Origin of the sequence: Oryzibacillus soli (genome assembly GCF_051594765.1) — a bacterium.
Taxonomy (GTDB): domain Bacteria; phylum Bacillota; class Bacilli; order Paenibacillales; family NBRC-103111; genus Paenibacillus_AR.
Window position 1 is genome coordinate 25979 of sequence record NZ_JBPPGJ010000026.1, and the last position, 23883, is coordinate 49861.

The window sequence follows — 23883 nt, forward strand, 5'->3', positions numbered from 1 at the left end:
CTGTCTGTCGGATCGTCAATCGATCCTTCAGGCAGGCTTTTTCGCTTTATTCACCGGCATCCCGGTCGATGGCTTCCGCCATGGTCTTGTCCGTCAGATGGGCGTAGATTTGGGTCGTCTCCGGAGAGGCGTGTCCTAACTGCTCCTGGGTTTTGTACAGGTCGTTGCGGGTGTAATAGTCGGTGGCGAAGCTGTGGCGAAGCTTATGGACCGAGAGATACGGCTTGCCGAACCGCTTGGCGTACTTCATCACCATCTCCTGAATCGCCCGTTTGGTCATGCGTTCGCCCTCCGTTTTCCCGTTGGCCATGGCCAGGAAAAAGGCTTTTTCCCGCTTGGCGGGGCGGTAACGGGTGGCGCGAATATCCAGATACCGGGCGATATCGTCCATCGCCAGCTGCCGGAAGTAGACCGGGGTCTTGAAGGTCTCGTCATTCTTGCCCTTGCGGAACACATAGGCCAGCTTCTTCTTCATATCCACATCGTCCAGATTCAGGTTCACGACCTCGGAGACCCGCAGCCCCGAGTGGAGGATCAGGCTGACGATACACACGTCGCGCTCCTTGTTCAGCCGGTGGAAGTAAGCAGCCTGCTTGTTCGAGGCGATATCCTCAGCATAACCGTTATAGATATAATCGATAAATTCACTGATCTCGTGCTCCTGCAGAAGCTTGCCCTCCAGCTTGGCGGCGGTATCCTTGGGCTTGTGGGTCCGTTTCATCTGGACCTTGGCCATGACATTGCGCTTCAGAAGCGGATAGAAGTCTTCGTCCTCTGCAATCTGGCTCAGATAATGGAAGAGAGAGCGGAGCGAGGAGAGCTTACGGGCCACCGTCGTCCGGGAATTGGCGTGCTCCCGCCGAGTGGCGAGGAACATCCGGAAATTGTCCACGCTGTCCATCCGAAGACGCTCCAGGTCGGCCAGAGGGATGTCGCGGATTCCCTTGGCTTCGGTCAGCCCCTCGGCCATGAGCCAGGAGAAGAAGGTCTCGTAATCCCGCACATACTCCAGCAGGGAGGAGGGGGACAGGTCCGGCAGCTTGTAGCTGACGAACTTCTCCACGTACCAGGGCATGGAGGGCACCTTGGCGTCCAGCTCCTTGCGGTCCTTGGCTTTGATCACATTCACGGGGCGGCACCTCACTTACGGGAAATATCGGCAATCGGTTTGTACTCAGTATACCAAGGGGAACAGAGGTTTGCCAGATGTAACTTCCGCAAGAACGCAACATAACAATAATTATGTAAACTTTATGTCATTAAATAAAGCTGTCCAACCTCGAAGGCGCCGGAAGGTCACAGCACCTGTAAAGGGGACAGCCTCTCTCGTTACTTGCCGCGCAGCTGCTGCAGCATACCCGCGATATCGTCAGGCATAGGAGCTCGGACATGAATCCTCTCGCCGGTCCACGGATGGAAGCAGGTCAGCTTCTCGCCGTGCAGAGCCTGCCGGTGAATGTACTTGCGTGTGCCGCCGTACATGCCGTCGCCGGCGATCGGATGCCCGATGTGGGAAAGATGGACCCGGATCTGGTGGGTTCGGCCCGTCTCCAGCTTCAGTCGCAGCAGGGTGTGGCCCGGCAGCCGTTCCGATACCTCATAGCGTGTGACGGCCGGCTCACCGGTCTCGCTCACACGTCGGCGGGTAGAGTGCAGGCGGTCTTGTCCGATGGGAGCGTCGATGACGCCCTTATCCTGGGCTACTTTGCCTTCTGCCACGGCCAGATACAGCCGGTCGATCTGCTTCTCCTTCATGGCCTTCTCGAAGACGAGATTCGCGTACTCATTCTTCGCAAAAAGCACAGGGCCTGTCGTGTCCTTATCGAGCCGGTGGATCGGCCGGACCCTGCAGGGCTGTCCGGTCATCTCGTAGTAGGCGGCCACGGCGTTGGCCAAGGTGCCTTTCTGGCCTTGGGCGCTGGGGTGGACCTCCATGCCGATGGGCTTGTTCACGATGAGCATGAAGTCATCCTCGTAGAGGACGTTCATTTCCTTCCAATCGGGCTCCATCCCGGGGCGTTCATTCGGGAAGAGGCGGAGCTTCAGGAGCGGTCCGTTCTTGCCGATGCCGTTCTCAGCCAGCAGCTTGCTTCCCAGCTTCGGCGGGATCGGCAGAAAGCGCAGGATCGAGGAAGCGGTCGCAGCGGTAAAAGAGTCCGGCAGCTTGATCTCGTACCAGTCTCCCTTGCGCCTGCCGGCCTTCAAGGGGATCATCACCGGAGCCTTGCCGGACCAGGAAGGCTGGCTTGCTGCTGCGTCGGTTCCCGGGGCTCGGCCTCCCGTGCGGGTACGGTTCCGTCCCTGTCCATCGGCAGGCTTGCCGAAGCCTCTGGCGTTGGACCGCTTCGAGCCGTCGGCGGAAGACCTGCCGGGTCTGCTGTCCGGGTGGGAACGGCCCTCTTGGCCGCCCGAGTGGGTGCGGCCGGTTTTTCGGCCCGGGGAGGAGGAATTGGCCTTGCGCGGAGTATTGCGTGAATTGTTGTTATGCGCCATTCTATACCACCTGTTCATGGGTTCAATCGGATTATGGTACCTTCTGTCTCAGCCGGTCCATCATATCCGTATCATGACATATTCGGAGTCCCCAATTCAAGAAGCGGCGGGGGTTTTCGGAACATTTCATCTGTAACGAGGGAAGGTTGGAGGAAACCATCGAGGTTTTTTGGAAGGAATCTAGGAGGAATATGACGAAACATGTCGAATCATGTTGAAAAGCAAGTAAAAACCCATGAGCAGGAGTTGACTTCAATGAAACTTAGAACCATCCGAACCAAATTGATCGCAAGCTTCGGCCTCATCATCGCGCTTCTCGTTCTGTCGGGATATCTCGCGATCTCCAAGATGGATGTGATGGGCGAGGCATCGAAGGAAACTCGGGACAATTGGATGCCCAACGTCTATGTGCTGGGCCAGATGTATGGGGATGTGATGGACACTCAGCGGATTCTCCTGCGTATGGCGCTAGAGACGGACCCAGCTGAGATGAAGCGGCTCGAAGGACGGATTCAAGAGGTATTGGGCAAGACCGAAGCCAGCCGGAAGCTGTTCTTATCGATGCCCCACTCGGCGGAGGACCGCCAAATCTACGATCAGTTCAGCACAGCTTATGACCAATATGTCAAAGCATTCCCTCCTCTGATCGAATTGGCCCGGGCGAACCGTTTCGAGGAATTCAACACTCAGCATAATAAAGCGCATGAGCACTTCAAGAAGGCCACTGACTTGATCGCCGGCATGACGGCCAGCATCAAGAAGGGCTCGGACGCCCAGACCGAGAGCGTCCAGAAAACCTACACGAACGGACGGCTCTTCGTCCTTATTCTTGTGATCACCGCAGGAATTGCCGCTCTGGCTCTGGCGTTGGTCGTTTCCTCGTCCATCGCCGGCACGGTGACTCGCTTGAAGCGGTCTGTGGAGCAGGTGAAGAACGGGGATCTGACGGATACCGTCTCGATTAAGAGCCGCGATGAGCTGGGGCAGATGGGCGACGCGGTCAACGAGATGATCCATAGGCTGCGGGAGGTTCTCGGGAAGACCAGCTATGCCGCACAGAGCGTATCCGGCGCTTCCCAGGAGATCTCAGCCAGTACGCAGGAGATTGCATCTGGCACCCAGGATCAGTCCCGCGCCGCACGGATGATCAACGAGCTGCTTCAGGAGCTGGCCCGGGCCATCGATGCCGTTGCCCATAATGCCGAATCCGCTGCCGACCTGTCCAACCAGACCCTGATGGAAGCGCAAAAGGGCGGTGACGTTCTACGGGCCTCCGTACAAGGAATGAAGAACCTGAATATGCAGATGGAGCGTCTTCAGGAGGATTCCACCAAGATCGGCGAGATCATCGAGGTGATCGACGATATTGCCGACCAGACTAACCTGCTGGCTCTGAACGCTGCAATCGAGGCTGCACGTGCCGGCGAGCAGGGAAGAGGCTTCGCGGTGGTGGCCGATGAAGTCCGCAAGCTGGCTGAACGAAGCGGTGAAGCCACCAAGCAGATCGCCTCCATCATCAAAACCATGCAGAGCAACACCCTGCATAGCGTGACGGCGGTTCAAGAGGCGGTGGTCCTGTCCGGCCGTACCGGTGAAACCTTCGAGGAGATCGTCCGCCGGGTCAGCGCCACCTCGGAGCAAGCCGCAGAGATTGCCGCTGCCTGCGAGGAGCAGTCCGCCCAGGGCAAGGAAGTGCTGCAGACGGTGGAAACCATCGTGGCCGCCAGCGAGCAGGTCGCCGCTGCCACGGAAGAGACGGCGTCCGCTTCCCAGTCCATGGCCCAGCTGGCCCAGGATATGTCACTCACAATCGCTTATTTCAAGCTGAAGTAAGGAGGGGATGAGATGCATCAAGTGTTGCACGATTCCCTGCAGTACATCGAGATCGGCTGCGGCACGGAACGCTTCGCCATTCCGCTGCCCGCGATCCGCGAGATCATCCGCATGCAGGAGATCACGGAATTGAACGGCTGTGAACGGCCCTGCGTGAAGGGGGTCATTAATCTGAGAGGGAAGATCGTCCCGGTGTTCAGCATGGCGGAGCGGCTTGCCCTGCACGAGCAGCCATGTTCCAAGTCTACCCGGATCGTCCTTGTGCACTATACCGAGGAGACGGTGGGAGTCCTGGTGGACCGGGTTCACCGGGTTCTCCAGATCGGGGAGATCCAGCCGCCGCCGTCCCGAACGGGGAGCGGAGCGGCCGTGCTTACCGGCGTCGGTCAGACGGAAACGGGCCTCGTCAGCATCATCGACATGGAGAAGCTGCTCCACGATGGCAGCGTCAAAGGGGGTGGAAATGTTGATGTATAATCATTCCGCGTATCTGAGCGTCTTCTTGGACGAGCTGGAGGAGCAGCTGCAGATTCTGGATGAGCAGCTGCTGCAGCTGGAATCAGGGAAGAATCCGGACACGATCGCCGCCATCTTCCGGGCGGCCCATACCTTGAAGGGCTCCTCGGCGGCAATGGGCTTTACGAAGCTGGAGCAGCTCACCCACCGGCTGGAGAACGTATTCGATCAGATCCGCAACCGCAAGCTGCTCCTCTATGCCGATGTGATCAATACCGTATTCGATACGGTGGATGATCTGAAGCGGCTGCGGACCGCCATCACGGACGGCACCCTGGAGGAGATGGACATCCGCGACCGGGTGGGCCGGTTGGATGCGCTGTGCCAGGAAGGAAGCGCAGGAAGAACCGCTGCGACAGAGGAACAGCCGGAGCCGGCGGAAGCACCATCCGGCGACTTCCCCGCTGCAGGGGAGCCTGCACGCCTGGCCCTGAAGGCCATGGAGGAAGGGCAAACTGCATACATCCTGACGTTCAAGCTCTCGGAGGAATCTGCCTTGCGATCGGTGCGCGCCCATCTGATCTGCACCCGCCTCCAGGGCATGGGGCAGATTCTGGAGACCGATCCGTCCATCGGCGTGCTGATGGATCTGGATCCTTTTCCGGAGATGTGGTCCGTCTTCTATTGCACCCGCTCCTCCCAGGAGGAGATCGGACGGGAATTGAATTCGGTGTCCCAGATCGAACGGTGCACCATCCGCGTATGGGAGCCGGCGCAAGAGCTCGCATCCGAAAATCCGCAACACTCCGAGGAGCTGAAGGAGTCGGCCCGGAACGGGGACGTACCCGAAGCGCCGGCCACTGCTCCGACAGAGCTTCCGGAAGGCACGGCTGCCGCCGCACCGGCTTCTCCGAAGGATGAGAAGCTGAAGCTGAACCAGACCATCCGCGTGGATGTGGACCGGCTGGAGCATCTTCTGAATCTGGTGGGCGAGCTCATCATTGACCACACCCGGCTGCAGGAAGTGAAGAACCGGCTGACCCAGCAGGTGGCAGGGCTGCTGGAGGACAAGACCCACCTGAACGGGCTTCATGATACGGCGAATCATCTCACCCGGGTCATCGGCGAGCTTCAGGAATCGATGATGAAGACCCGGATGCTGCCTGTGGACCAGCTCTTCAACCGCTTCCCCCGGATGGTCCGGGACTTGAGCCAGAAGGCCGGGAAGGAGATCCTCTTCCAGATGGAGGGCAAGGAGACGGAGCTGGACCGGACGCTCATCGAGGAATTAAGCGATCCGCTCATTCATATCCTCCGGAATTCGGCGGACCACGGCATCGAAACACCCGAGGAAAGGCTCGCTGCAGGGAAGTCCCGGACCGGTCATCTGACCCTGAAGGCCGAGCATCGCGAGAATCTCATCGTCATTACCGTCACGGACGACGGCCGCGGAATCGATCCGGCGAAGCTGAAGCGCAGCTGCATCGCGAAGGGAGTCATCACCGAGGAGGAGGCGGGACGGTTAACCGACAAGGAAGCCATCAATCTGATCTTCCGCTCCGGTGTCTCAACGGCCAGCCGGGTGACCGACCTGTCCGGCCGCGGCGTCGGAATGGACATCGTAAGCTCCAGAATTGAGAAGCTGAATGGCATCATCGACGTGGAGAGCACGGTAGGAATCGGCACCGTCATGACGATCAAGCTCCCCATGACCCTGGCCATCATGCGGTCCCTTCTCGTACAGGCCGGGCATGGCACCTTTGCGATTCCCCTGGTCAATGTCATCGAGATCGTCCGGCTCAGGGAGCAGGAGGTTCAGACGGTGAACGGTGAGCGGGTCTGTCTGATCCGCGGGGAAATTTTGCCGCTGGTGTCCATGAAGGAGAAGCTGAAGATACCGGAGCAGCCGGAGGACCGGGCGACAGACAAGTTCGTCGTGGTGGTAGTGGGCTTGGCCGAGAAGAAGCTGTGCCTCCGCGTTGACCGGACGATTGCCAACCAGGAGATTGTGATCAAGAACCTGGGCTCCTTCGTCGGACATGTGCCCCATATCGCCGGTTCCACCATTCTGGGTGGCGGTAACGTGGCGCTGGTTCTTGACATCTCGTCGCTGATCCGGGATGACGGGCAGTCGGGGGCGGCCGGCAGGAGATTCATGCAGGAGACGCAGACTGATCAAGAGACGAAGACGGAACGACAAGCGGTGATCTTCCAGGCCGGTCAGGAACGGTACTGTATGGATATCGGACAAGTGAAGGAGATTATCACCGTACCGGTGCTGACCCCGATCCAAGGCGCACCGCCGGCGGTCATCGGTTTATCGAACCTGCGGGGCTCCCTGCTGCCCGTCATTCATCTGCAGCGCTACCTTGGCGAGGGGGCGTCGGAATTCGGTCCGAACGCCAGGATCATCATTCTGGATCAGGGGGAGCGGGATCTGGGGATTCTGGTCGACAAAGTGTCCGAGGTCGTCGGATACCGGGAGGATCAGGTGGAGGAAGTGCCACCGGGTATGCACGATGCGTCCTCGTTGGTGAGCCGTGTACTGAAGCGCAGCGAACGGATGATCCCGGTATTGGATGTGAGTAAGCTGCATGCCGGAAGCGTGGCATGAGACAGGAGGTTGGCGGCGTGGGCTGCCAGCCTCTTTTTTATGTTCCGTACCGGTTTCTTCGGGGTATCGGAAGCATTTGACAGGGGAATCTTCACTGCACTACAATGAGTAGTGTGAGGTGGTTTACACGATGAAGATTCAACACTTCAAGTTTAGCGAGAAGGGACTCAACCGGTTCTTCGGTCCGCTTGAGGCCAAGATTATGGACATTCTATGGACCCACCGGGAGCTGTCCATCAAGGAAGTGCAGATCAAGCTGGAGCAGGAGAAGAATCTGAGCTTCAATACCGTCATGACGGTGATGAATCGGCTCTTGGAGAAGGGACTTCTCGGCAAAAGGCTGGAGGGCCGCACCTCCTTGTACCACCCTGCCTACACCAAGGACGAGTTCATGGAGATCCAGTCTAAGGAGATTACCCATGAGCTCCTGGAGGACTTCGGTTCCTTGGTGGTTACCCACATGATCGATGCGCTGGATGAGGCGGATTCCGACCTTCTCCTGAAGCTGGAGGAGAAAATCAAAGCTCTGAAAAAGGACACGTGATCTTATGCCGAACAATCGTTCCCATGCGATTTTCTGGACCTGCATGCTGATTGCCGGAACACTCCTGCTCCAGATGACCCTTTATATGCTTCAATCGATCTTCCGTTGGAGCCTTCCGCTGAATGTCTTCAACCTGTGCCACACCTGGCTCGGCTCCATGGGATGGCCCTTCATTCAGATGATGCTGGATGTGCTCATCGTGAGCACCTTCGCAGTCAGCGTCTGGCTGTGCGCCAGGCAAGCCTTCCTGCTGATGCGGGCCAAGCGGCGGATCCGCCGGATGACCCATACACGTCTGACGGAAGCGCTGGACCGGGAGTACATAGGGGGGAGCGGGAGGCTAACCGTCATCGGGCACGCCGAGCCGGTGGCCTTGACGATGGGCTTCATCCGTCCCAGAATCATCCTATCAACCGGCTTGATCCGGATTCTGGAGCGGGAGGAGTTGGAGGCGGTGATCCGGCATGAGCAGTATCATCTGCTGCAGTTGGACCCGCTGAAGACCCTGCTTACTTACCTGGCATCGTCCGTGCTGTGGTATGTCCCGATCCTGAAGTGGTGCCATTCTGTATACAAAATATCCTGCGAGGTCATGGCCGACCGCTACGCGGTGGTGTGCACCGGCGGCTCGCCGGCTGGCTTGGGGGGCGCGCTGCTGAAGTTGGTCCGAGTTCAGTCCGCAGACGTCACCTTCGCACATGCTTCCTTTACGGACACCTCCATGAATGTGAGAATTCGGCAGCTGGTGGATCCGGATGCCCAGGTACCCTTCCGCATGCCATGGAAAGCGGCGTTGATTTCCATCTCCGTAACGGCAGCCATAACCGGACTGCTGCTGCCTGCGCCGCTGTAATTTTTTTGGATATTTACACTACAATGCGTAGTGTTAAATATAGATCATCTCAAATCTAGGATAGGAGGCATACCGAATGAAAGGAAAATGGATTGCTCTCGCCGCCGGAATTGTGCTAGCTGCTTCAGGAGGAGGCTATGCCGCTTATGACTACTATGCGGGAAATCATGTGGAGGTCAAGGAAGTGATCGCTGCCCAAGCCGTGGAGGGCAGTGCCGCCGGCAAGCCGGTGGAAGCCGCTGCTGTCAACGGGACGTGGAGCATCCAGAGCGGCTCCGAGGTCTATTTCTCGGTCACCACCTCCAAGGAGACCGTCAATTTTGTGGGCAAGTCCGTAACCGGCAGCTGGAAGCTGAACATCTCCGACACTGGCGCCAACGCGGCAGAAGGCAAGGTCGAGATGACCTCCGTCGGCTCCGGCAACAGCCAGCGCGATAATCATATCAAGGGCAAGGATTATCTGGCCGTCGAGCAGTTCCCTGAGGCCGTCTTCACCGCCAAGTCCTTCGGCAATCTGCCCCGGGAGTGGAAGGAGGGAGAGACCATCAGCGTGCCGATCAGCGGCACGCTGACGATCAAGGGCTTGACCAAGGAGGTAACCTTCGACAGCAAGGTTCAGATGTCCGGCGGGCAGCTGAAGCTGGAGGGAAGCACGGTGGTGACATTCATGGACTTCGGGATGAAGAATCCCCATACGGTGGTGCTCAACACCGAGAATGACGTTAAGGTTCAGCTCCGCCTGCTGCTGGGGAAGGGAGCCTCTGCCTAATCGGAGAGGCGCATGGACCATCTTGAATGAACCGGGTTATGGAGAAGTCTCTCCATGCCCGGTTTTTTCATTGGGGGCAGGAGGTTTAGACCCTGCAAATCAGGAGGTATAGGCATTGGTTTTCCTCCCGTACGAGCTACAATGGAGCTGTGAGCACGAAGAAGAGAATTACGGCTGAAGCTTCAGCGCCTTTCTTGCCGCTCCCGGAGTTGTTCCGCGCTTGCGCTTATACAGCTTGGAGAAATGATGTTCGTTCGCAAATCCGCAGTGCTCCGCGATCTTGCCCAGGGGCAGATCCGTCATCCGCAGGAGCTCTTCCGCGCGTTCCAGGCGAAGCCGGAGAATCATCTGGTGCGGACTGCAGCCAAGGCGGGTTTTGAACAGATAGAAGAAGCGGGAAGGGGAGAGATTCAATAAGCGTGCAAGCTCATGGACCTCCAAGGGCTGATCCAAATGATAGTGGATATAGGAGAGCATCCATTGCAGACGGTCGTCTCTTCCGGAATCTGCAGGATGGGCGGCAAATCCGTATTGCTCCCACAGCATGGCGACCATCTCGGTGATTCGCATGGCTGCCCGGAGCTGGGAGATGACGGACTTGTTCTCCCACTGCTCCACGGCCTCCGTGAAGGCGGCCAAGAAACGGGGGGCATCATGGGGGGCGAGTACAAGGGGGAGCGGGGGTCCGCCCATGTCATTCCACTTGGGCTGAATGTAGGGAACGAAGCGCGGATCCAGCATGTCCGGCATAATGGGATGAATGGTATCCCGATCCGGATGGAAGAACAGATCGAAGTGGGCAGACAATCCCCGTACGACCGGTGTTTGTGCCTCCATATGGTGCACGGTATTCGGCTGCACCAGGATCAGGTCTACTTGCTTCAACATGATGGTCGTTTCTTCGTAAGTTAGGCGCACCGATCCTTCCTGCAGCCAGAATAACCAATAGTCCATCAGCTTCCTCGGCTTGATCTGCAGGCTGCTCCTGACGAGAGGCTCCGCAAAACGCAGAAACGGATCGATCTCGTACCCGTTCCATAGATTGGTATTGCGATTGGTCGTGGGGAAGGGAAAGCTCATATTCCAACCTCCATCCTGTCATCCGATCTTATATGCACATTGTACAGAAGGCAGTAGGAATAGACAATACAACCAAAGGCAGGAGGATACACACAAATGAAAATAGTTGTGCTGGACGGATATACGTTAAATCCGGGTGATCTGAGCTGGAGCGGCTTGGAGGCTATGGGAGAGGTTACGGTTTATGATCGGACGCCGGCAGAGGAAATCGTGAACCGTTCCCAGGGAGCGGCCGTTCTATTAACGAACAAAACTCCGTTGACGGAGGAAACCATGGAGCAGCTCCCCCATCTGCGATATATCGGGGTACTGGCCACCGGCTACAATGTGGTACATGTGGAAGCTGCCCGCCGGCGCGGGATTACGGTCACCCATGTGCCGTCCTATGGAACACAGTCCGTGGCGCAATTCGTTTTCGCCCTGCTCCTGGAGCTGGTGCAGCAGGTCGGCAAGCATGCCGAGGCGGTTCAAAGAGGCCAGTGGTCGTCTTGCCCCGACTTCTGCTTCACCTTGCAGCCCATGGTTGAGCTGGCAGGGAAGACGATGGGAATCGTCGGGTACGGCCGGATCGGTCGTCAGACGGCGATGATCGCTAGAGCCTTCGGGATGAACGTCCTCGCAGCCGGTGCGGATCGGAGCACACTCCCAACGGACGAAGATGTGGAGCTGGTGGAGCTGCTGCAGCGGGCGGATGTGGTTAGTCTCCATTGTCCGTTGACGCCGGAGACCACGCAGCTGCTCAACAAGGACCGACTGGCGCTCATGAAGCCTTCGGCATACTTGATCAATACTTCCCGGGGTCCGTTGATCTCCGAGGAGGCCTTGGCTGACGCGCTGCAGGAAGGGAGACTCGCGGGAGCAGCGCTGGATGTTCTCTCCATCGAACCGGCCGATCCCGCCAATCCGCTGCTCCGGGAGCCTCGCTGCATCGTCACCCCCCATATCGCCTGGGCCACGGTGGGAGCCCGTTCCAGGCTGATGGAGGTGGCCGTAGAGAATATTCGATGTTATCTGGACGGGCAGCCGGTTAACGTGGTCAACCGGTAGGCCTATCCATCCAACTTAGGGAAGGAGATGTTCGGAATGTACGACACCTCGTATCGATTGATTAGGGATATTCCGGTTGAACCGGAATATGACGTGGTTGTGGCCGGCGGAGGGCCGGCAGGCGTGGCGGCCGCCGTATGTGCCGCACGGCTTGGGTTGAAGGTTCTGCTCGTTGAAGCGACAGGAACGATGGGAGGGATGGGTACCTCCGGATTGGTGACGGCGTTTGACCCGATGGCCAACGGCGAACGAATGCTCGTGGGCGGATTGATGAAGGAAATCGTGGAGACGATGTACGCCCGGGGCTACATGAGCCCTGGAATCGACCCCAATTGCTGGCGCCTGTACTACCATCATTGGTCCCCCTTCCAAGTGGAGGGCTACAAACGTGTGCTGGACGAATTGGTTATCCGCGCAGGAGTGGAGGTCCGGTTCTTCACGCGGTTGATCGATGCGGATGTGGATGCACCAAGCCGTAAGGTAAACGGAGTGGTCGTGCACAATATCGAGGGCTACCGTTATATTCCGGCACGAGCCTTTGTGGATTCCACCGGTGACGCCGTTTTGGCGGATTTGTGCGGGGTCCCATGCAGGGAAGCCGGGCGTGATACGCCCCATATTATGCCGGCCACGCTGGCGTCGTTGTTTACGAATATCGATTGGGAACAGAAGGAGAAAATCAACGAGCAGGCGGGAGTTGAGGTCCGGAAGGCGATCCAGGACGGACATTTCACCCAACCGGATCCATTCCTGGTAGGGCTGACGAAGGTCGGCCATCACGTCGGCTATCTGAACGGCGGGCATCTGTTCCATCTCAATGCCTTGCGGGTGAAGGATCTGACGGACGGCATGATGTTCGGACGCAAAATTGCCGAGGAGTACCTTGCGTTCTACCGCAAGTACATCCCCGGTTGCGAGCACATGGAGCATGTGACAACCGCCTCCTTAATCGGAGTCCGCGAATCCCGGAGGATTGTCGGCGAATACGAACTGACGATCGAGGATTATACGTCCAAGCGGGAGTTTCCCGATCAGATCGGAGTGTTTAACAAATTCGTCGATATCCATCCCTATGAATGTTCGGAGGAAGCCTATCGCCTCCATATGGAAGAGAAGATAAATCGCTTCAAATTAAAGCCGGGCGAGCACTTTGGCATCCCGTACGGCATACTGGTTCCGAAGGGTTGGGAGAACCTATGGGTGGCCGGACGGTGCGTCTCCAGCGACGTTCTCGTCCATGGTTCGATTCGCGTACAGCCGGCCTGCTCGATGATGGGGCAAGCGGCAGGTACTGCGGCCGCCCAATCCATCCGTACGGGGCAGCCCGCTTATGCGCTGGACACGGAAGAGCTGGTCCACACGCTGCGCCGCGCAGATGCGTATCTCCCTCAGACCACTGTAAGCAAGGGGATGACCCGGGATTGATCGGTTCTCCGTATCGAGTGCCGGGACTAGAGCTTCAGCTCCTTAAGCCGCGTATACCGCGGCTTTTATGTTTTTGGTGGACGCGTTCCCTTGGAAGCTGCTATTGGAGAGTCCTGCAAAACGGATACAGTTTTTGTAAAAAACGACCCAGTACCGCGCAGGTACTGGGTTTGTTGTATACTAGGGGAAAAGGAAAAGCGAGTTGAGCCAAGTTGCTTCAGCCAGCCAGACAATTAACCGCATCGTTTCATGCGGAGTTATATAAACTTGTACCGGAAGACCATCTGCTTCGGAAGATACATGCTGCGGTGGATTTCGGGTTTGTATATGAATTAGTGGAGCAATCCTACTGCAAGTACTACGGCAGACCGGCAAATGAGCCGGAGCTGCTGTTTCGTCTGTTGTTTTTGCAGATTTTGTACAGTCTGTCGGATGAGCGTGTTATCCAGGATGCCCAGGTAAACCTGGCCTACAAATGGTTTATTGGGATTAATCCGGAAGATCCGCTTCCAGATGCATCGCAACTCTCGCGTTTTCGCAATCATCGGCTGGGAGCAAGTCAGGTGGAAGACGTGCTAAAGCATGTGGTCAGCCAATGCATAGAGCAGGGTTTGGTTAAAAGTAAGGCTATCCTTATCGACTCTACGCACACTCTGGCAGGAAGCCAAAAACAAAAGCCATTAGACGTATTGCGGGACGCGGCCAAGCGCCTGTTTCGTGTTGTGGTCAAACGTCATCCCAAACTAGAGAAGAAGCTCCCTAAGCTGCCGCGCATCAAAAGCGATGAAGTGGACGCGGAACAAACCATGCTGGCATACCTAGCGGAACTCGGACAGACGGTGGAGAACTTGTTACCGGACCATGAAGGGGCCGTGAGTGAAAAGCTCGGCGCGGCAAAACAAATCGTTGAAGACGAGCGGCTACTTTCTCAAAAAGGCATTCTGTCCGCCATTGATCCGGATGCACGCTTCGGCTGGAAGAGCAGTTCAAAATCATTTTTCGGTTACAAAGAGCATGTTGCCATGACAGAAGAAGAAATCATTACAGCCTTAGAAGTAACGCCGGGAAGTACCGACGACGGTAAACAGCTTCCTGTCCTGCTCGAACAAACCAAAACACATGGCATAAACGTAGAGGAGATCATCGCAGACAAGGCATACTCCGGTAAAGAAAATTTGGCGATCATGAAGAAAGAAAGCATATCGCCGGTCGTACCGCTGCACCCCATCGTCCACGAGGGAGGCGACCGTCAGGCAGGTTTTGAGTATAACAAGGATGCCGACTTCGTCTTGTGCCCGGCGGGAGAGCGCAGCAAGCGTAAAGCGATCCAGGGAAGCAAGACCAGTGGGGAAAGCCGCTCGCTCGTGTATTATTTTGACGTCGAGAAATGCAAGGCCTGTCCGCTTCGTGAAGGCTGTTACAAATCAGGGGCTAAAAGCAAGACGTATTCGATCCGCATCATCGCTGATCATTTCAAAGAGCAGATCGAGTTCGAACTTAGTGACACGTTCAAAGAGCGGATAAAAAGAAGGCCGATTATTGAGCATAAAAACGCAGAAATGAAAAGATTTCACGGCATGGACACCGCCAGATACCGGGGTCTCTTCCGCATGCGTATGCAGGCCTATCTAACCGCCTTCGTTGTAAACGCGAAGCGGATGGTCAAGCTAATAGAGCAAAAGCAGCCCGCCCTCAATTGAGGATGGACTGCTTTTTTCAATTCTTAGTGCTCATTTTTCCAATTTAGAGTCCGTACTGCACCTAACGCAAGGCTTTTGCAGGACTCTCCTATTGGGGCGCTTTTTTTTTGTCGTTCTCATTCGCCTATTAGGAAAAAATCAACCTAACCTTAGGATTTTCTTATGAATTAATCCACTCCACCTTAATAACTGGCGTATCTGGATTTGCTAACATGGAGACATGTTGTGAAACGTGTTATCTAAGGGGAATTGTGAGATGAAGAAGTGGGCGTTTATATGTATCGTTGTCATAGGTCTAAGCTTCGTCCTAGCCCATAAAGACTTGTTCTACCCAGATAAAGTTGTGGTTCAAAACGTAAATAAGGAGGCTGCCGGAAGTTTCCGAACGATCCGGATTACAAAAGATCAGGTCTATCAAGGAAATCTGCTCTTGGTTAACCAAGTAAATCCGATCCATCAAGAGAGTATAAAATCAGATGTGGTGCTATTAGGGAAGCATAAGGACCTGGTGAGGGGTTACGAGCTGGGTGATCATGATGTCAAATTGTCCAAGAACCTTGCACAAACCTTCTCGGTGATGATGGCCGCCGCTGAAAAAGATGGGGTGCGCCATTTTGCGATTAATAGCGGCTATCGAGACTATAAGGAGCAAGATGGGCTATATCAGGAGATGGGGCCAGATTATGCCTTGCCTGCAGGCCATAGCGAGCATAATCTAGGCTTATCGCTTGATGTCGGATCCACCCAAATGAAAATGGATGGAGCCCCTGAAGGCAAATGGTTGGAAAAGAATGCTTGGAAATACGGTTTTATTATCCGCTATCCCAAGGACAAAACGGCCATCACAGGGATTCGATATGAACCTTGGCACATTCGCTATGTTGGATTACCGCATAGTGCCATGATGCAGGACGCCCATTTATCGTTGGAAGAATATTTGGACTTCCTGAAGAATCAAAAGTCCATATCCACCACGTCAAATGGCAAAAAATATGAGATTACCTATTACCCCGTAACCCGCGATACGACCATCCAGGTGCCTTCCAATCTTCGCTGGGAGATATCCGGCAACAATAGGGATGGTGTAATCGTCACCGTGATCCGATCAGGTTGAACGAATAGAGGAGAGTTGGTTATGATTCAAGGATGTTCGAGAGGATTGTTGATCTTCTATTTAGGGGTGCTGATCTGGTTAGTGTTATTCAAGCTACAATATGACATCTTGTCCGTATTCGATTATCACTTCAGAAGTCTGAACTTCATTCCATTTGTCGCGCTATCCATCGAAGACGGAAGCTTCAGACAGATGATAGAGAATGTGGTCATCTTCGTTCCGTTGGGCCTGCTGTTAGAGGTCCATTTCAAAAATATCAGGGTTTCATCTAAATTTGCTTTTATCCTAGCTTTAAGCCTTACCTTTGAATTACTCCAATATATCTTTGCGATTGGGGCGACAGACATAACAGATGTCATTGCCAATACGCTTGGAGGCATCCTTGGACTGAAGATGTATGGTTTTTGCAGCAAGCATATGAATCAGAAAATATTAGACATCGTCATTATCTGTGCCGGTATGCTCTTACTTGCAGTATTGCTGTATTACCGTTCCCAGTTGAAAATAAAGTACGCTTAGTGACATGGTGACATCGACAGGGACTTCATTCTTGGCCGGCCAAGATGAAGTCTCTTCGTCATGATCCAAACATATTCCGGCGGAAGTTCCAATAATGATAGTAAGGTCAGAGTTTATTCTTGAGAGGGGGAAGCTGGTGAATCGCCCAACCCGGTCCGAACGTGATGTCGTCACCGCCTTCAAGGCACTTTCCGATACGGTTGTTCCCGCTGCATACGGCGAACCAGGCGCAGTCGATTATGGTGTGGAGCACTTCATCATGTGGCAGTTGGACCACATGGTTACCGTTCCATCCGACCTCGGTCAGATCCCAGTGCAGCTCTCCCGCGCAACTGCCTCTCTGCTTGATGCCGCAGCGGCAACTTGGTGTATATCCGTCCAACATCCGGGTTCGCCCCCGGCGCCCGTATGTCCTGTCCCCGGCTTGTTCGCCTCCTTGAACACCCGCGACCGTGCCGGAGCATTGTCCCTCCTGCAAGGCCCCCGTTTGGAACTAGGGAGCTTGCCGTCTCCCTACACGTATAACGCCGGATTTGTCCGCACTATGTTCCATGTGCTGACGACCCTGCCTATGATGGGCTTCTATTCGGAATGGATCGGCTATGGCACGACCAGGCTGCTCAGTCCCGATTACCGGGTCATGGAGAGGTTCCCGGAAGGCTGGAGGCAAGCGGGATATCCCGGACCTTCTTACGGATACCGCGAGCTAAGGGGCTATCTGTTACGAATCAACCGGGGGAGTGATGTTGAGCATGGCCTATGATGCGGATGTAATCGTGATCGGTTCAGGCGGCGGCGGAGCTGTAGTGGCCAAGGAACTTGGTGAATTAGGGCTGAAGGTCACCGTCCTTGAAGCCGGAGGCTGGTATGGAAACAAGCAATGGCCCCATCCCGGGCTGGACCGCGGAGGGAAAAGCAGCTCCCGGTTCGAGGATCTAGATATTGGGTTGTATCGTAAAACCATGAATGAGCTGGAATATAACATGAACGACATTCTCTTCGGCAGAATGAGATGGGGGCCGGTTGACCGGAGACGTTCGCCGTGGTACCGCAATTTGGGACAGAACGGGTACCTCTGGCAAAACTCGGGAGTCGGAGGGACCACCATGCACTATTGGGGGAACTCGCCCAGAGCTTACCCTGCCGCCATCGACGGACAATGGCCGCTCTCCTACCGGGATCTCGTTCCTTATTATGAGAAGGTGGAGGCCACTCTTCCGGTGCAATTCGCAGCCGTCACCCCGAAGGAGGAGCTCTTCTATTATGCCGCCAAGAAAGCAGGCTGGGAGCTCATACCCACCCTCGATGTAACCACTCCCGGATACCGTCCGCAGCCTGCAGCCATTCTGCCGCCGAATGAGCAGCTGATGAATCCGTCCTATAGCTTGGAGCAGCTCTCCCGGATGGAGGGGTGTACCCTCCGCGGGCACTGCGTCAACGGCTGTGACACGGGTCCTTCGGTTGACCGGATCGCCAAGCGGTCCACGAATGTCAGCTACATTCCTCTTGCCTTGAAAACAGGGAATGTGACGGTGATTCCCAATGCTTTTGCCACCCGGATCATGACGGATCAAGACCCCGCCGGCGGTGTGAGGGCGACCGGCGTGCAATACCGGAATGTATGGAGCGGCGAATTGGAGGAGCTTCGTTCGAGGGCGGTCGTCATGGCGGCAGGCTGTGTGGAAACGCCGAGACTCTGGCTCAACTCCGATCTTCCGGACAATCCATGGGTGGGAAGAGGGCTGACGAACCATTACTTCGATCTGGTATCCGGCATCTTCGAGGAGAAGGATCTAATGGCCATCCTGGGAACGGAGGATGTGAGACCTTTCGTAGGGAATACGTCAGCCGCCCGGTTCGATCATCCCGGTCTCGGTCTGTTCCAGCCCTTCGGAGTAAGTCCCGGTCTAATGGCCGGACTGACCTATGGAACCAGCGGCGCGGGCTTCGCCGCCATGAATGAGATTCAGGCCGGCTCTCCATGGGATCACCGGGGTCTTGTCGTCGGGCCGGAATTGAAGATCAGGATGGATCAATATTCAAGAACCTTGAACCTGCTGATCATCACCGATGATGAGGTCGACTACCGGAATGGAGTCAGCGTAGATCCCCTCAGAAGGGATGAGCACGGCCCGGTCCCCGTCATCCGGTACACGCCGACACCGAAGACCGTCGAGAGAAGGAACCGATTGGCGGTCTTGGCGGCGAATCTGTTGCGGGCTGCAGGCGCCAAGAGTATCCACCGGTCCGACCTGCCTCCGGAGCTGTTCATCCACTTGGAGAGCACGATGAGAATGGGCTTGGTGACGGATCCCTATTGCGAGGCCTTACAGGTGAACCGGTTGTTTATTGCCGATAACAGCGTGCATTACAACTCCATCGGGGGGCCCAACCCTACGCTCACCACACAGGCTCTGGCTACGCGGACTGCTGAGCGGCTGGCCATGAAGTACTTCCCATAACAAAGTATAAATATAGGTGAATTTCCTAATGCTAACTCCTGTTTGGCAATGTGGCTGAAGGGAGGGGGCCGGGAAATGCACGGTATCAGCTTGTATCTGAAGCAGAATAAAGACATGCTGACCTCATTGTTCTCCGAGTGTGATGACTTTGTCGCACATGATTTCACGATCGGTGGAGACAAGGGGATTCCGGCATGTCTTTTTTACATAAGCGGCATGTCGGATGAGCCAAGCATCCGGCAACTGTTGAGCTACATGTCCAGATTGGAGACCTTCCACCGGGAATGGGAACAAGATGTGGCGGATCTCTGCAAGAAGACGATAACCGCGGGTAAGACAGAATCCCCGGAACAAGCGTTGTCGGGTCTGACAGATGCACTTCTATCCGGCGACTCGGTCCTACTCCGGGAGGGTTCGGCCGACGCGATCATCTTCGACACCTCCAACCTGGAGCACCGCCCGATCTCAGAGCCGGTGACGGAAGGGGTAGTCAAAGGCCCGCGGGATGGCTTCAATGAATCCATCCAGATCAATCTTTCTCTGCTGCGCAGAAGACTCCGGTCCACCCGCTTGAAGTCGGAGCATTATCTCCTGGGCCATGTGACCAAAACGGAGATCCGTCTCGCTTATCTGAAAGATACAGTCTCCGAGACCCTTCTGGACGAAGTTAAGGAGCGGCTGAACCGGATCGACGTAGACAGCATTCTGGAGAGTCAATACATTGAGGAGTGGATCGAGGACCATACCTTGTCCATCTTCCCCCAAGTGGAGAGCACGGAGCGCCCCGATAAGGTGGCCGCCGCCTTGCTGGCTGGTAGGGTTGCACTGTTCGTGGATGGCACCCCCTTTGTAATGATCCTTCCGGTTACATTGCCTCAGCTTCTGATTTCCAGCGAGGACTATTACCAACGGTATCCATTCGCATGGTTCATCCGGTTCCTCCGGTACATCGCCGCCGCCTTTTCCATGCTGCTCCCATCGATCTATATCTCGGTCACCACCTTCCATCAGGAGATGGTGCCCACACCGCTCATGATCTCTATTGTCAACTCCTACGAGAAGGTTCCCTTCCCGGTGTTCGTGGAAGCGCTGATGATGGAGTTTACCTTCGAGATTCTCCGGGAAGCAGGCATCCGGCTGCCTCGTCCCATCGGACAGGCGGTCAGTATTGTCGGCGCCCTCGTCATCGGACAAGCTGCCGTTCAGGCTGGTCTGGTGTCCTACGCAATGGTCATTGTGGTGTCGCTGACCGGTATCATGTCATTTGTCATCCCGTCCTACAATCTCGCCATATCCCTTCGTTTACTCCGGTTCGGATTCATGTTCATCGGAGCCACGCTGGGCTTATACGGCGTACTGCTTGGCATGCTGGCTGTTCTCATCCACATCGCATCTCTGCGCTCATTCGGCGTTCCTTATCTGTCTCCCATTGCACCGGTTCGGCTGCAAGCCTGGGAGGATACCGGCGCCCGGTTTCCCTGGAATCGTCTTGCCAAGCGATCGAAGATGAGCGTTGGGCACAAAAAACAATAAGGTGGCGCACTTCTGGTGAAACGGACGACTTGGGTACGGATCGTGATGGCTCTCTCCTTGGTACTGCCTCTAAGCGGTTGCTGGGACAAAATCGAGGTAAAGGAATTAGGGATCGTCATGGGCATCGGTCTTGACTATGCGGATGGGGATCAACCGATCCAGCTTACCCTTCAGACCGTCAAGCCTTCCGCCGGACAAAACGGGGAACCCAAAGGAAACGGAAGCACAAAAGCCTACGAGACCTACGTAATCCGGGGAGAAACCGTGTTTGATGCTTTTGACCAGATCGACCGGATTTCCTATAAAAAAATCGTTCTTCCCCATAGCAAGCTCATTGTCATCGGGAAGAGCTTAGCTGAGCACGGAATCGCAGAAATATCCGACTATCTCTTAAGAGAGAAGGAAATCCGACCGACGTCTTGGCTTATCGTAGCTGAGTCCACTGCCAAGGAAGTATTGGAAGGAGACTTAGGAACCGGATCCATTCCTTCGTCCGGATTGGTCACCATGCTGGAGAACCTGAAGAGCACTTCCATGGCCCATCCGACCAACCTCACTCAGTTCTATATGAACGTGCAGGGGGATACGGCCGCGGCGGTAGCTCCATATGTCAACAAAGAGGGGGGACGGATCAAATTCGAATCCACCGCCGTGTTCCGGAAGGATCGGATGGTCGGAACTCTGAATGTTAATGAAACCCGAGGCTTATTATGGCTCGAAGACCGACTGTTTCAAGGAAATGCAACCTTCCCTTACATGAAGGGGAAGAGCAGTCTGAAGAAAAATGTGTCTGTCGAGATCCAAAAAGGACATACCCGGATCACTCCCGTCTTCCAGGCGCCGGACACCATCACCATGGTTATCGAATGTTCCGCCTCCTCTCATATTCGAGAAACCGAAGTGCAGGGTGCCGTCCTCTTCGAGCCGGAAATCATCGAGGACCTGGAGAAGGCGGTGGTGAACTTACTAACCACCAGAATCCAGCATACCATCGATGTCGCCCAGAAGGAGATGAAGACGGACTTCGTTGGCTTCGCGGATAAGTTCCATAATGATTACCCGTCGGAATGGAATCGGCTGAAGAAGGATTGGAAAGACGTGTTTCCTCGGATTCAAACCCGGATAACCGTTAATATCGAAATCGACCGTCAGGGTATTACCAAAAATCCAATAGAGATCTGAGGAAGCTTAATGTTGATTAAGATAGGTTTATTTCTCGCCGCCTTACTGGTGATTGGATTGTCGGATGTTCTACCCGCTATTCGGCATAAAAGGAAGGACATGCTATGGGTCATCGGCGTGCTCATTCTCGTCGCCTCCGGTTTGCAAGGAGGCCAGCTGATGGGATGGCCTTCCCCGATCGAAGGGCTCCATGCCTGGATCAGTCCATTGGGCCGGATCATCTGGAAGAACTAGAGGAGGGGGAGGATTATGCGGCGTGTGGAGCAGATCAGCACCAATCAATTTGTATGGATGCTCTTTATCATCATCACCTCGGTCACTGTTCTGCAGGCGCCTGGAATCCTGATTAAGACCGGTCACCGTGATGCATGGATTGCGGTAATCGGAGGGGTGATCCTGGATGTTATGCTGGCCCTCGCCTATGCCTACATGGGCGTCCGGTTTCCAAAGGAGAACTTTGTCCAATACAGTTCAACAATTTTGGGTCGCGGAGTAGGGAAGGTGGTCGGGCTTTGCTTCCCGCTCTTTTTTTTATTAGCTTGTGTACTGGTCATGAGGAGTCTGGGTATGATTATCCACACGGCTTTCTTGCCAAAGACGCCGCTGCCCATAATCACGTTCTCCGGCTTCGCCGTAGTCGCCTATGCGGCGCGTAAAGGGATTGAAGTCATCGGACGCATCGCGGAAATCCTGGGACCGATCTATTTCGCCAGCGCCTTTGTCGTCTCCTTCATGCTGATGTCATCCGCAGACATCGATCGGATCCGTCCCTTGCTTGAGGATGGATTGGAGCCCATCATTCGGGGATCCTTCTACATCGTCTCCTTCTACGGCATCTGCATCATGATGGCCATGTTCATCCCGATCTGCAACCGGCCGGAGAACGGTTTCCTCGCGAAATTCGGAGGGGTTACCATGGGAGGATTCCTGGTCGGCGTCGTGGTCTTCTTCAGTATCGTGGTCTTCGGATACAAGCAAGCCATTAACAAGATTTCCCCTAGCCTTGCCTTATTAAGAACCGCCAGTGTCAGCCACTTCCTGGAGAGGTTCGAGATGCTGTGGATGCTCACTGCGGTGGGCGCCGCCATCATGGCTTCCGCTCAACTGATCTGGGCGTTCAGTGTCGGGCTGGCCGATACGTTCGGGCTGAAGGACTACAAGCCTCTGATACTGTCCTCGGCCCTGGTTGCCGTCGTACTGGAGGAAACCTCCTTTCCCAGTCAGCCCATGAATGCGGAATTTCTGCAATTTACGTTTCCTTGCATTGCCTTCTTCGTGGAAACCGTATTGGAGCTGCTGTTGCTGCTATTTGCCTTTGTTTTGAAAAAGGGGGAGAAAAACAGCTTCCGATCCATCAACTTTTGGCCGTTCCGTCGAAACAAAAAACAGATCCGGGTATGATGATCCTTCTCGATGGGCTTCGAATGGCGAAGCCCTTTTGTCCTGTCTAGGTACTTATGGAGAAGATCTGGAGATTCTATGTTCGGAATTAGTCGTTTTTGCGAAAGCCTTTTTTTCAACGGGCAGTTATCTATAGTTGTATTCTACCTTTCATTGATCTAAAGACTTGATATGATGGGGGAAGTGGTAGGTGACTTATAGGGGAGGAATGTACATGCAACCAACAAAAAAAGAAAAATTATATATCATTACGGGAGCCAGTTGTATTGGGAAATCTACTGCTTGTGAACGATTATTTATTAATGAAACCGATTATATCGTCATGGAGGGCGATTTACTATGGTCAGATCAGTATAATACACCGGAAGATAATTACAGGGCTTATCGAGAATTATGGATGCGTGTCTGCAGTAATATCTCTCAAATCGGCATGCCGGTGGTATTATGTGGATGTGCAACACCTGAACAGTTTGAGATGTGTGAGGGGAGAACGTATTTTTCCGAGATCATATATATTGCGATTGTGGCTGAAGAAAGGGAACTCCTTAGCCGAATGAAACTGGGTAGGGGGGTTATCGATGAAAAGTGGATTGAAAGTTCTGTTCAATTTAATGAGTGGTTAAAAGACAATGCCACAAAAACGACCCCAACAATCCAATTGGTAGACAATACACATATGAGTCCAGATGAAACCGCAAAACAAATCGATGCTATCATTAGGCAGAATATGATGTAATTCTGTGCAATGATCGTAGTAAAACGACTGTTCTTCCTATGCCTGAACTTCGCAAAAACCGTCAAGCCTGCTGGCATTCCATGGAGTATGCTTATTTCAGCAGGGGGAATCCAGAGGCGAGG

At 54.9% G+C, this 23883-nt stretch carries 21 protein-coding genes; 18 read left to right on the top strand and 3 right to left on the bottom strand.

Annotated elements, in window-relative coordinates; translation table 11 throughout:
* Window positions 1–46 precede the first annotated feature (46 nt).
* Both xerS and ACSEXW_RS25505 read right to left on the bottom strand, forming a co-directional pair.
* On the bottom strand, window positions 47–1129 hold the full coding sequence (xerS, locus tag ACSEXW_RS25500; protein WP_438449011.1) for a tyrosine recombinase XerS: 1083 nt from the start codon (window positions 1127–1129) through the stop codon (window positions 47–49).
* A gap of 200 nt (window positions 1130–1329) precedes the next feature.
* Window positions 1330–2493 carry an RluA family pseudouridine synthase gene (locus ACSEXW_RS25505; protein ID WP_438449012.1) on the bottom strand — a complete coding sequence of 388 codons (1164 nt, stop codon included), beginning with the start codon at window positions 2491–2493 and terminating at the stop codon, window positions 1330–1332.
* A gap of 255 nt (window positions 2494–2748) precedes the next feature.
* Here ACSEXW_RS25505 and ACSEXW_RS25510 point away from each other — a divergent pair, with 255 nt between their 5' ends.
* From ACSEXW_RS25510 to ACSEXW_RS25535, 6 genes are all read left to right on the top strand, one after another.
* Complete coding sequence (locus ACSEXW_RS25510; RefSeq protein WP_438449013.1) at window positions 2749–4326, top strand: methyl-accepting chemotaxis protein; 1578 nt, start codon at window positions 2749–2751, stop codon at window positions 4324–4326.
* Window positions 4327–4338: 12 nt separating this feature from the next.
* Window positions 4339–4803, top strand: a complete 465-nt coding sequence (locus ACSEXW_RS25515; RefSeq protein WP_438449014.1) for a chemotaxis protein CheW — start codon at window positions 4339–4341, stop codon at window positions 4801–4803.
* On the top strand, window positions 4796–7396 hold the full coding sequence (locus tag ACSEXW_RS25520; RefSeq protein ID WP_438449015.1) for a chemotaxis protein CheW: 2601 nt from the start codon (window positions 4796–4798) through the stop codon (window positions 7394–7396). The genes ACSEXW_RS25515 and ACSEXW_RS25520 overlap by 8 nt, the downstream gene beginning before the upstream one ends.
* Before the next feature lie 130 nt (window positions 7397–7526).
* Complete coding sequence (locus tag ACSEXW_RS25525) at window positions 7527–7940, top strand: BlaI/MecI/CopY family transcriptional regulator (protein ID WP_438449016.1); 414 nt, start codon at window positions 7527–7529, stop codon at window positions 7938–7940.
* A 4-nt stretch (window positions 7941–7944) separates the two neighbouring features.
* Window positions 7945–8793 (top strand): M56 family metallopeptidase, encoded by an 849-nt coding sequence (locus ACSEXW_RS25530; RefSeq protein WP_438449017.1) that lies wholly within the window; start codon window positions 7945–7947, stop codon window positions 8791–8793.
* 76 nt (window positions 8794–8869) lie between these two features.
* Complete coding sequence (locus ACSEXW_RS25535; RefSeq protein ID WP_438449018.1) at window positions 8870–9562, top strand: YceI family protein; 693 nt, start codon at window positions 8870–8872, stop codon at window positions 9560–9562.
* A gap of 168 nt (window positions 9563–9730) precedes the next feature.
* Here the strand turns inward: ACSEXW_RS25535 and ACSEXW_RS25540 are convergent, their stop codons facing one another.
* The gene (locus ACSEXW_RS25540; protein WP_438449019.1) at window positions 9731–10642 is read right to left on the bottom strand and encodes an AraC family transcriptional regulator; all 912 of its coding nucleotides are present in this window, start codon (window positions 10640–10642) and stop codon (window positions 9731–9733) included.
* Window positions 10643–10738: 96 nt separating this feature from the next.
* On the opposite strand from ACSEXW_RS25540, the gene ACSEXW_RS25545 reads away from it, so the two are divergent.
* The 12 genes from ACSEXW_RS25545 to ACSEXW_RS25600 all read left to right on the top strand — a co-directional run bounded on the left by ACSEXW_RS25545 (window position 10739) and on the right by ACSEXW_RS25600 (window position 23761).
* Window positions 10739–11689: a D-2-hydroxyacid dehydrogenase gene (locus ACSEXW_RS25545; protein WP_438449020.1), complete on the top strand. Its 951-nt coding sequence runs from the start codon at window positions 10739–10741 to the stop codon at window positions 11687–11689.
* Window positions 11690–11725: 36 nt separating this feature from the next.
* Entirely contained in the window at window positions 11726–13114 is a 1389-nt protein-coding gene (locus ACSEXW_RS25550) for an FAD-dependent oxidoreductase (RefSeq protein ID WP_438449021.1), read from the top strand.
* A gap of 212 nt (window positions 13115–13326) precedes the next feature.
* Window positions 13327–14814, top strand: a complete 1488-nt coding sequence (locus ACSEXW_RS25555) for an IS1182 family transposase (RefSeq protein WP_438449022.1) — start codon at window positions 13327–13329, stop codon at window positions 14812–14814.
* A 256-nt stretch (window positions 14815–15070) separates the two neighbouring features.
* Window positions 15071–15928 (top strand): VanY-A/VanY-F/VanY-M family D-Ala-D-Ala carboxypeptidase, encoded by an 858-nt coding sequence (gene vanY, locus ACSEXW_RS25560; protein ID WP_438449023.1) that lies wholly within the window; start codon window positions 15071–15073, stop codon window positions 15926–15928.
* 21 nt (window positions 15929–15949) lie between these two features.
* Window positions 15950–16447: a VanZ family protein gene (locus ACSEXW_RS25565; protein WP_438449024.1), complete on the top strand. Its 498-nt coding sequence runs from the start codon at window positions 15950–15952 to the stop codon at window positions 16445–16447.
* A 136-nt stretch (window positions 16448–16583) separates the two neighbouring features.
* On the top strand, window positions 16584–17210 hold the full coding sequence (locus ACSEXW_RS25570; protein WP_438449025.1) for a hypothetical protein: 627 nt from the start codon (window positions 16584–16586) through the stop codon (window positions 17208–17210).
* Window positions 17200–18909, top strand: a complete 1710-nt coding sequence (locus ACSEXW_RS25575; protein ID WP_438449026.1) for a GMC family oxidoreductase N-terminal domain-containing protein — start codon at window positions 17200–17202, stop codon at window positions 18907–18909. Before ACSEXW_RS25570 ends, ACSEXW_RS25575 begins: the two co-directional genes overlap by 11 nt.
* 75 nt (window positions 18910–18984) lie before the next feature.
* Complete coding sequence (locus ACSEXW_RS25580) at window positions 18985–20442, top strand: spore germination protein (RefSeq protein WP_438449027.1); 1458 nt, start codon at window positions 18985–18987, stop codon at window positions 20440–20442.
* 15 nt (window positions 20443–20457) lie between these two features.
* On the top strand, window positions 20458–21624 hold the full coding sequence (locus ACSEXW_RS25585; protein WP_438449028.1) for a Ger(x)C family spore germination protein: 1167 nt from the start codon (window positions 20458–20460) through the stop codon (window positions 21622–21624).
* 99 nt (window positions 21625–21723) lie between these two features.
* Window positions 21724–21858, top strand: coding sequence for a hypothetical protein (locus ACSEXW_RS25590; protein ID WP_438449029.1), 135 nt, complete (start codon window positions 21724–21726; stop codon window positions 21856–21858).
* Window positions 21859–21873: 15 nt separating this feature from the next.
* The gene (locus ACSEXW_RS25595) at window positions 21874–23025 is read left to right on the top strand and encodes a GerAB/ArcD/ProY family transporter (RefSeq protein ID WP_438449030.1); all 1152 of its coding nucleotides are present in this window, start codon (window positions 21874–21876) and stop codon (window positions 23023–23025) included.
* 214 nt (window positions 23026–23239) lie between these two features.
* Window positions 23240–23761, top strand: coding sequence for a DEAD/DEAH box helicase family protein (locus tag ACSEXW_RS25600; RefSeq protein WP_438449031.1), 522 nt, complete (start codon window positions 23240–23242; stop codon window positions 23759–23761).
* The last annotated feature ends 122 nt before the right edge of the window (window positions 23762–23883 follow it).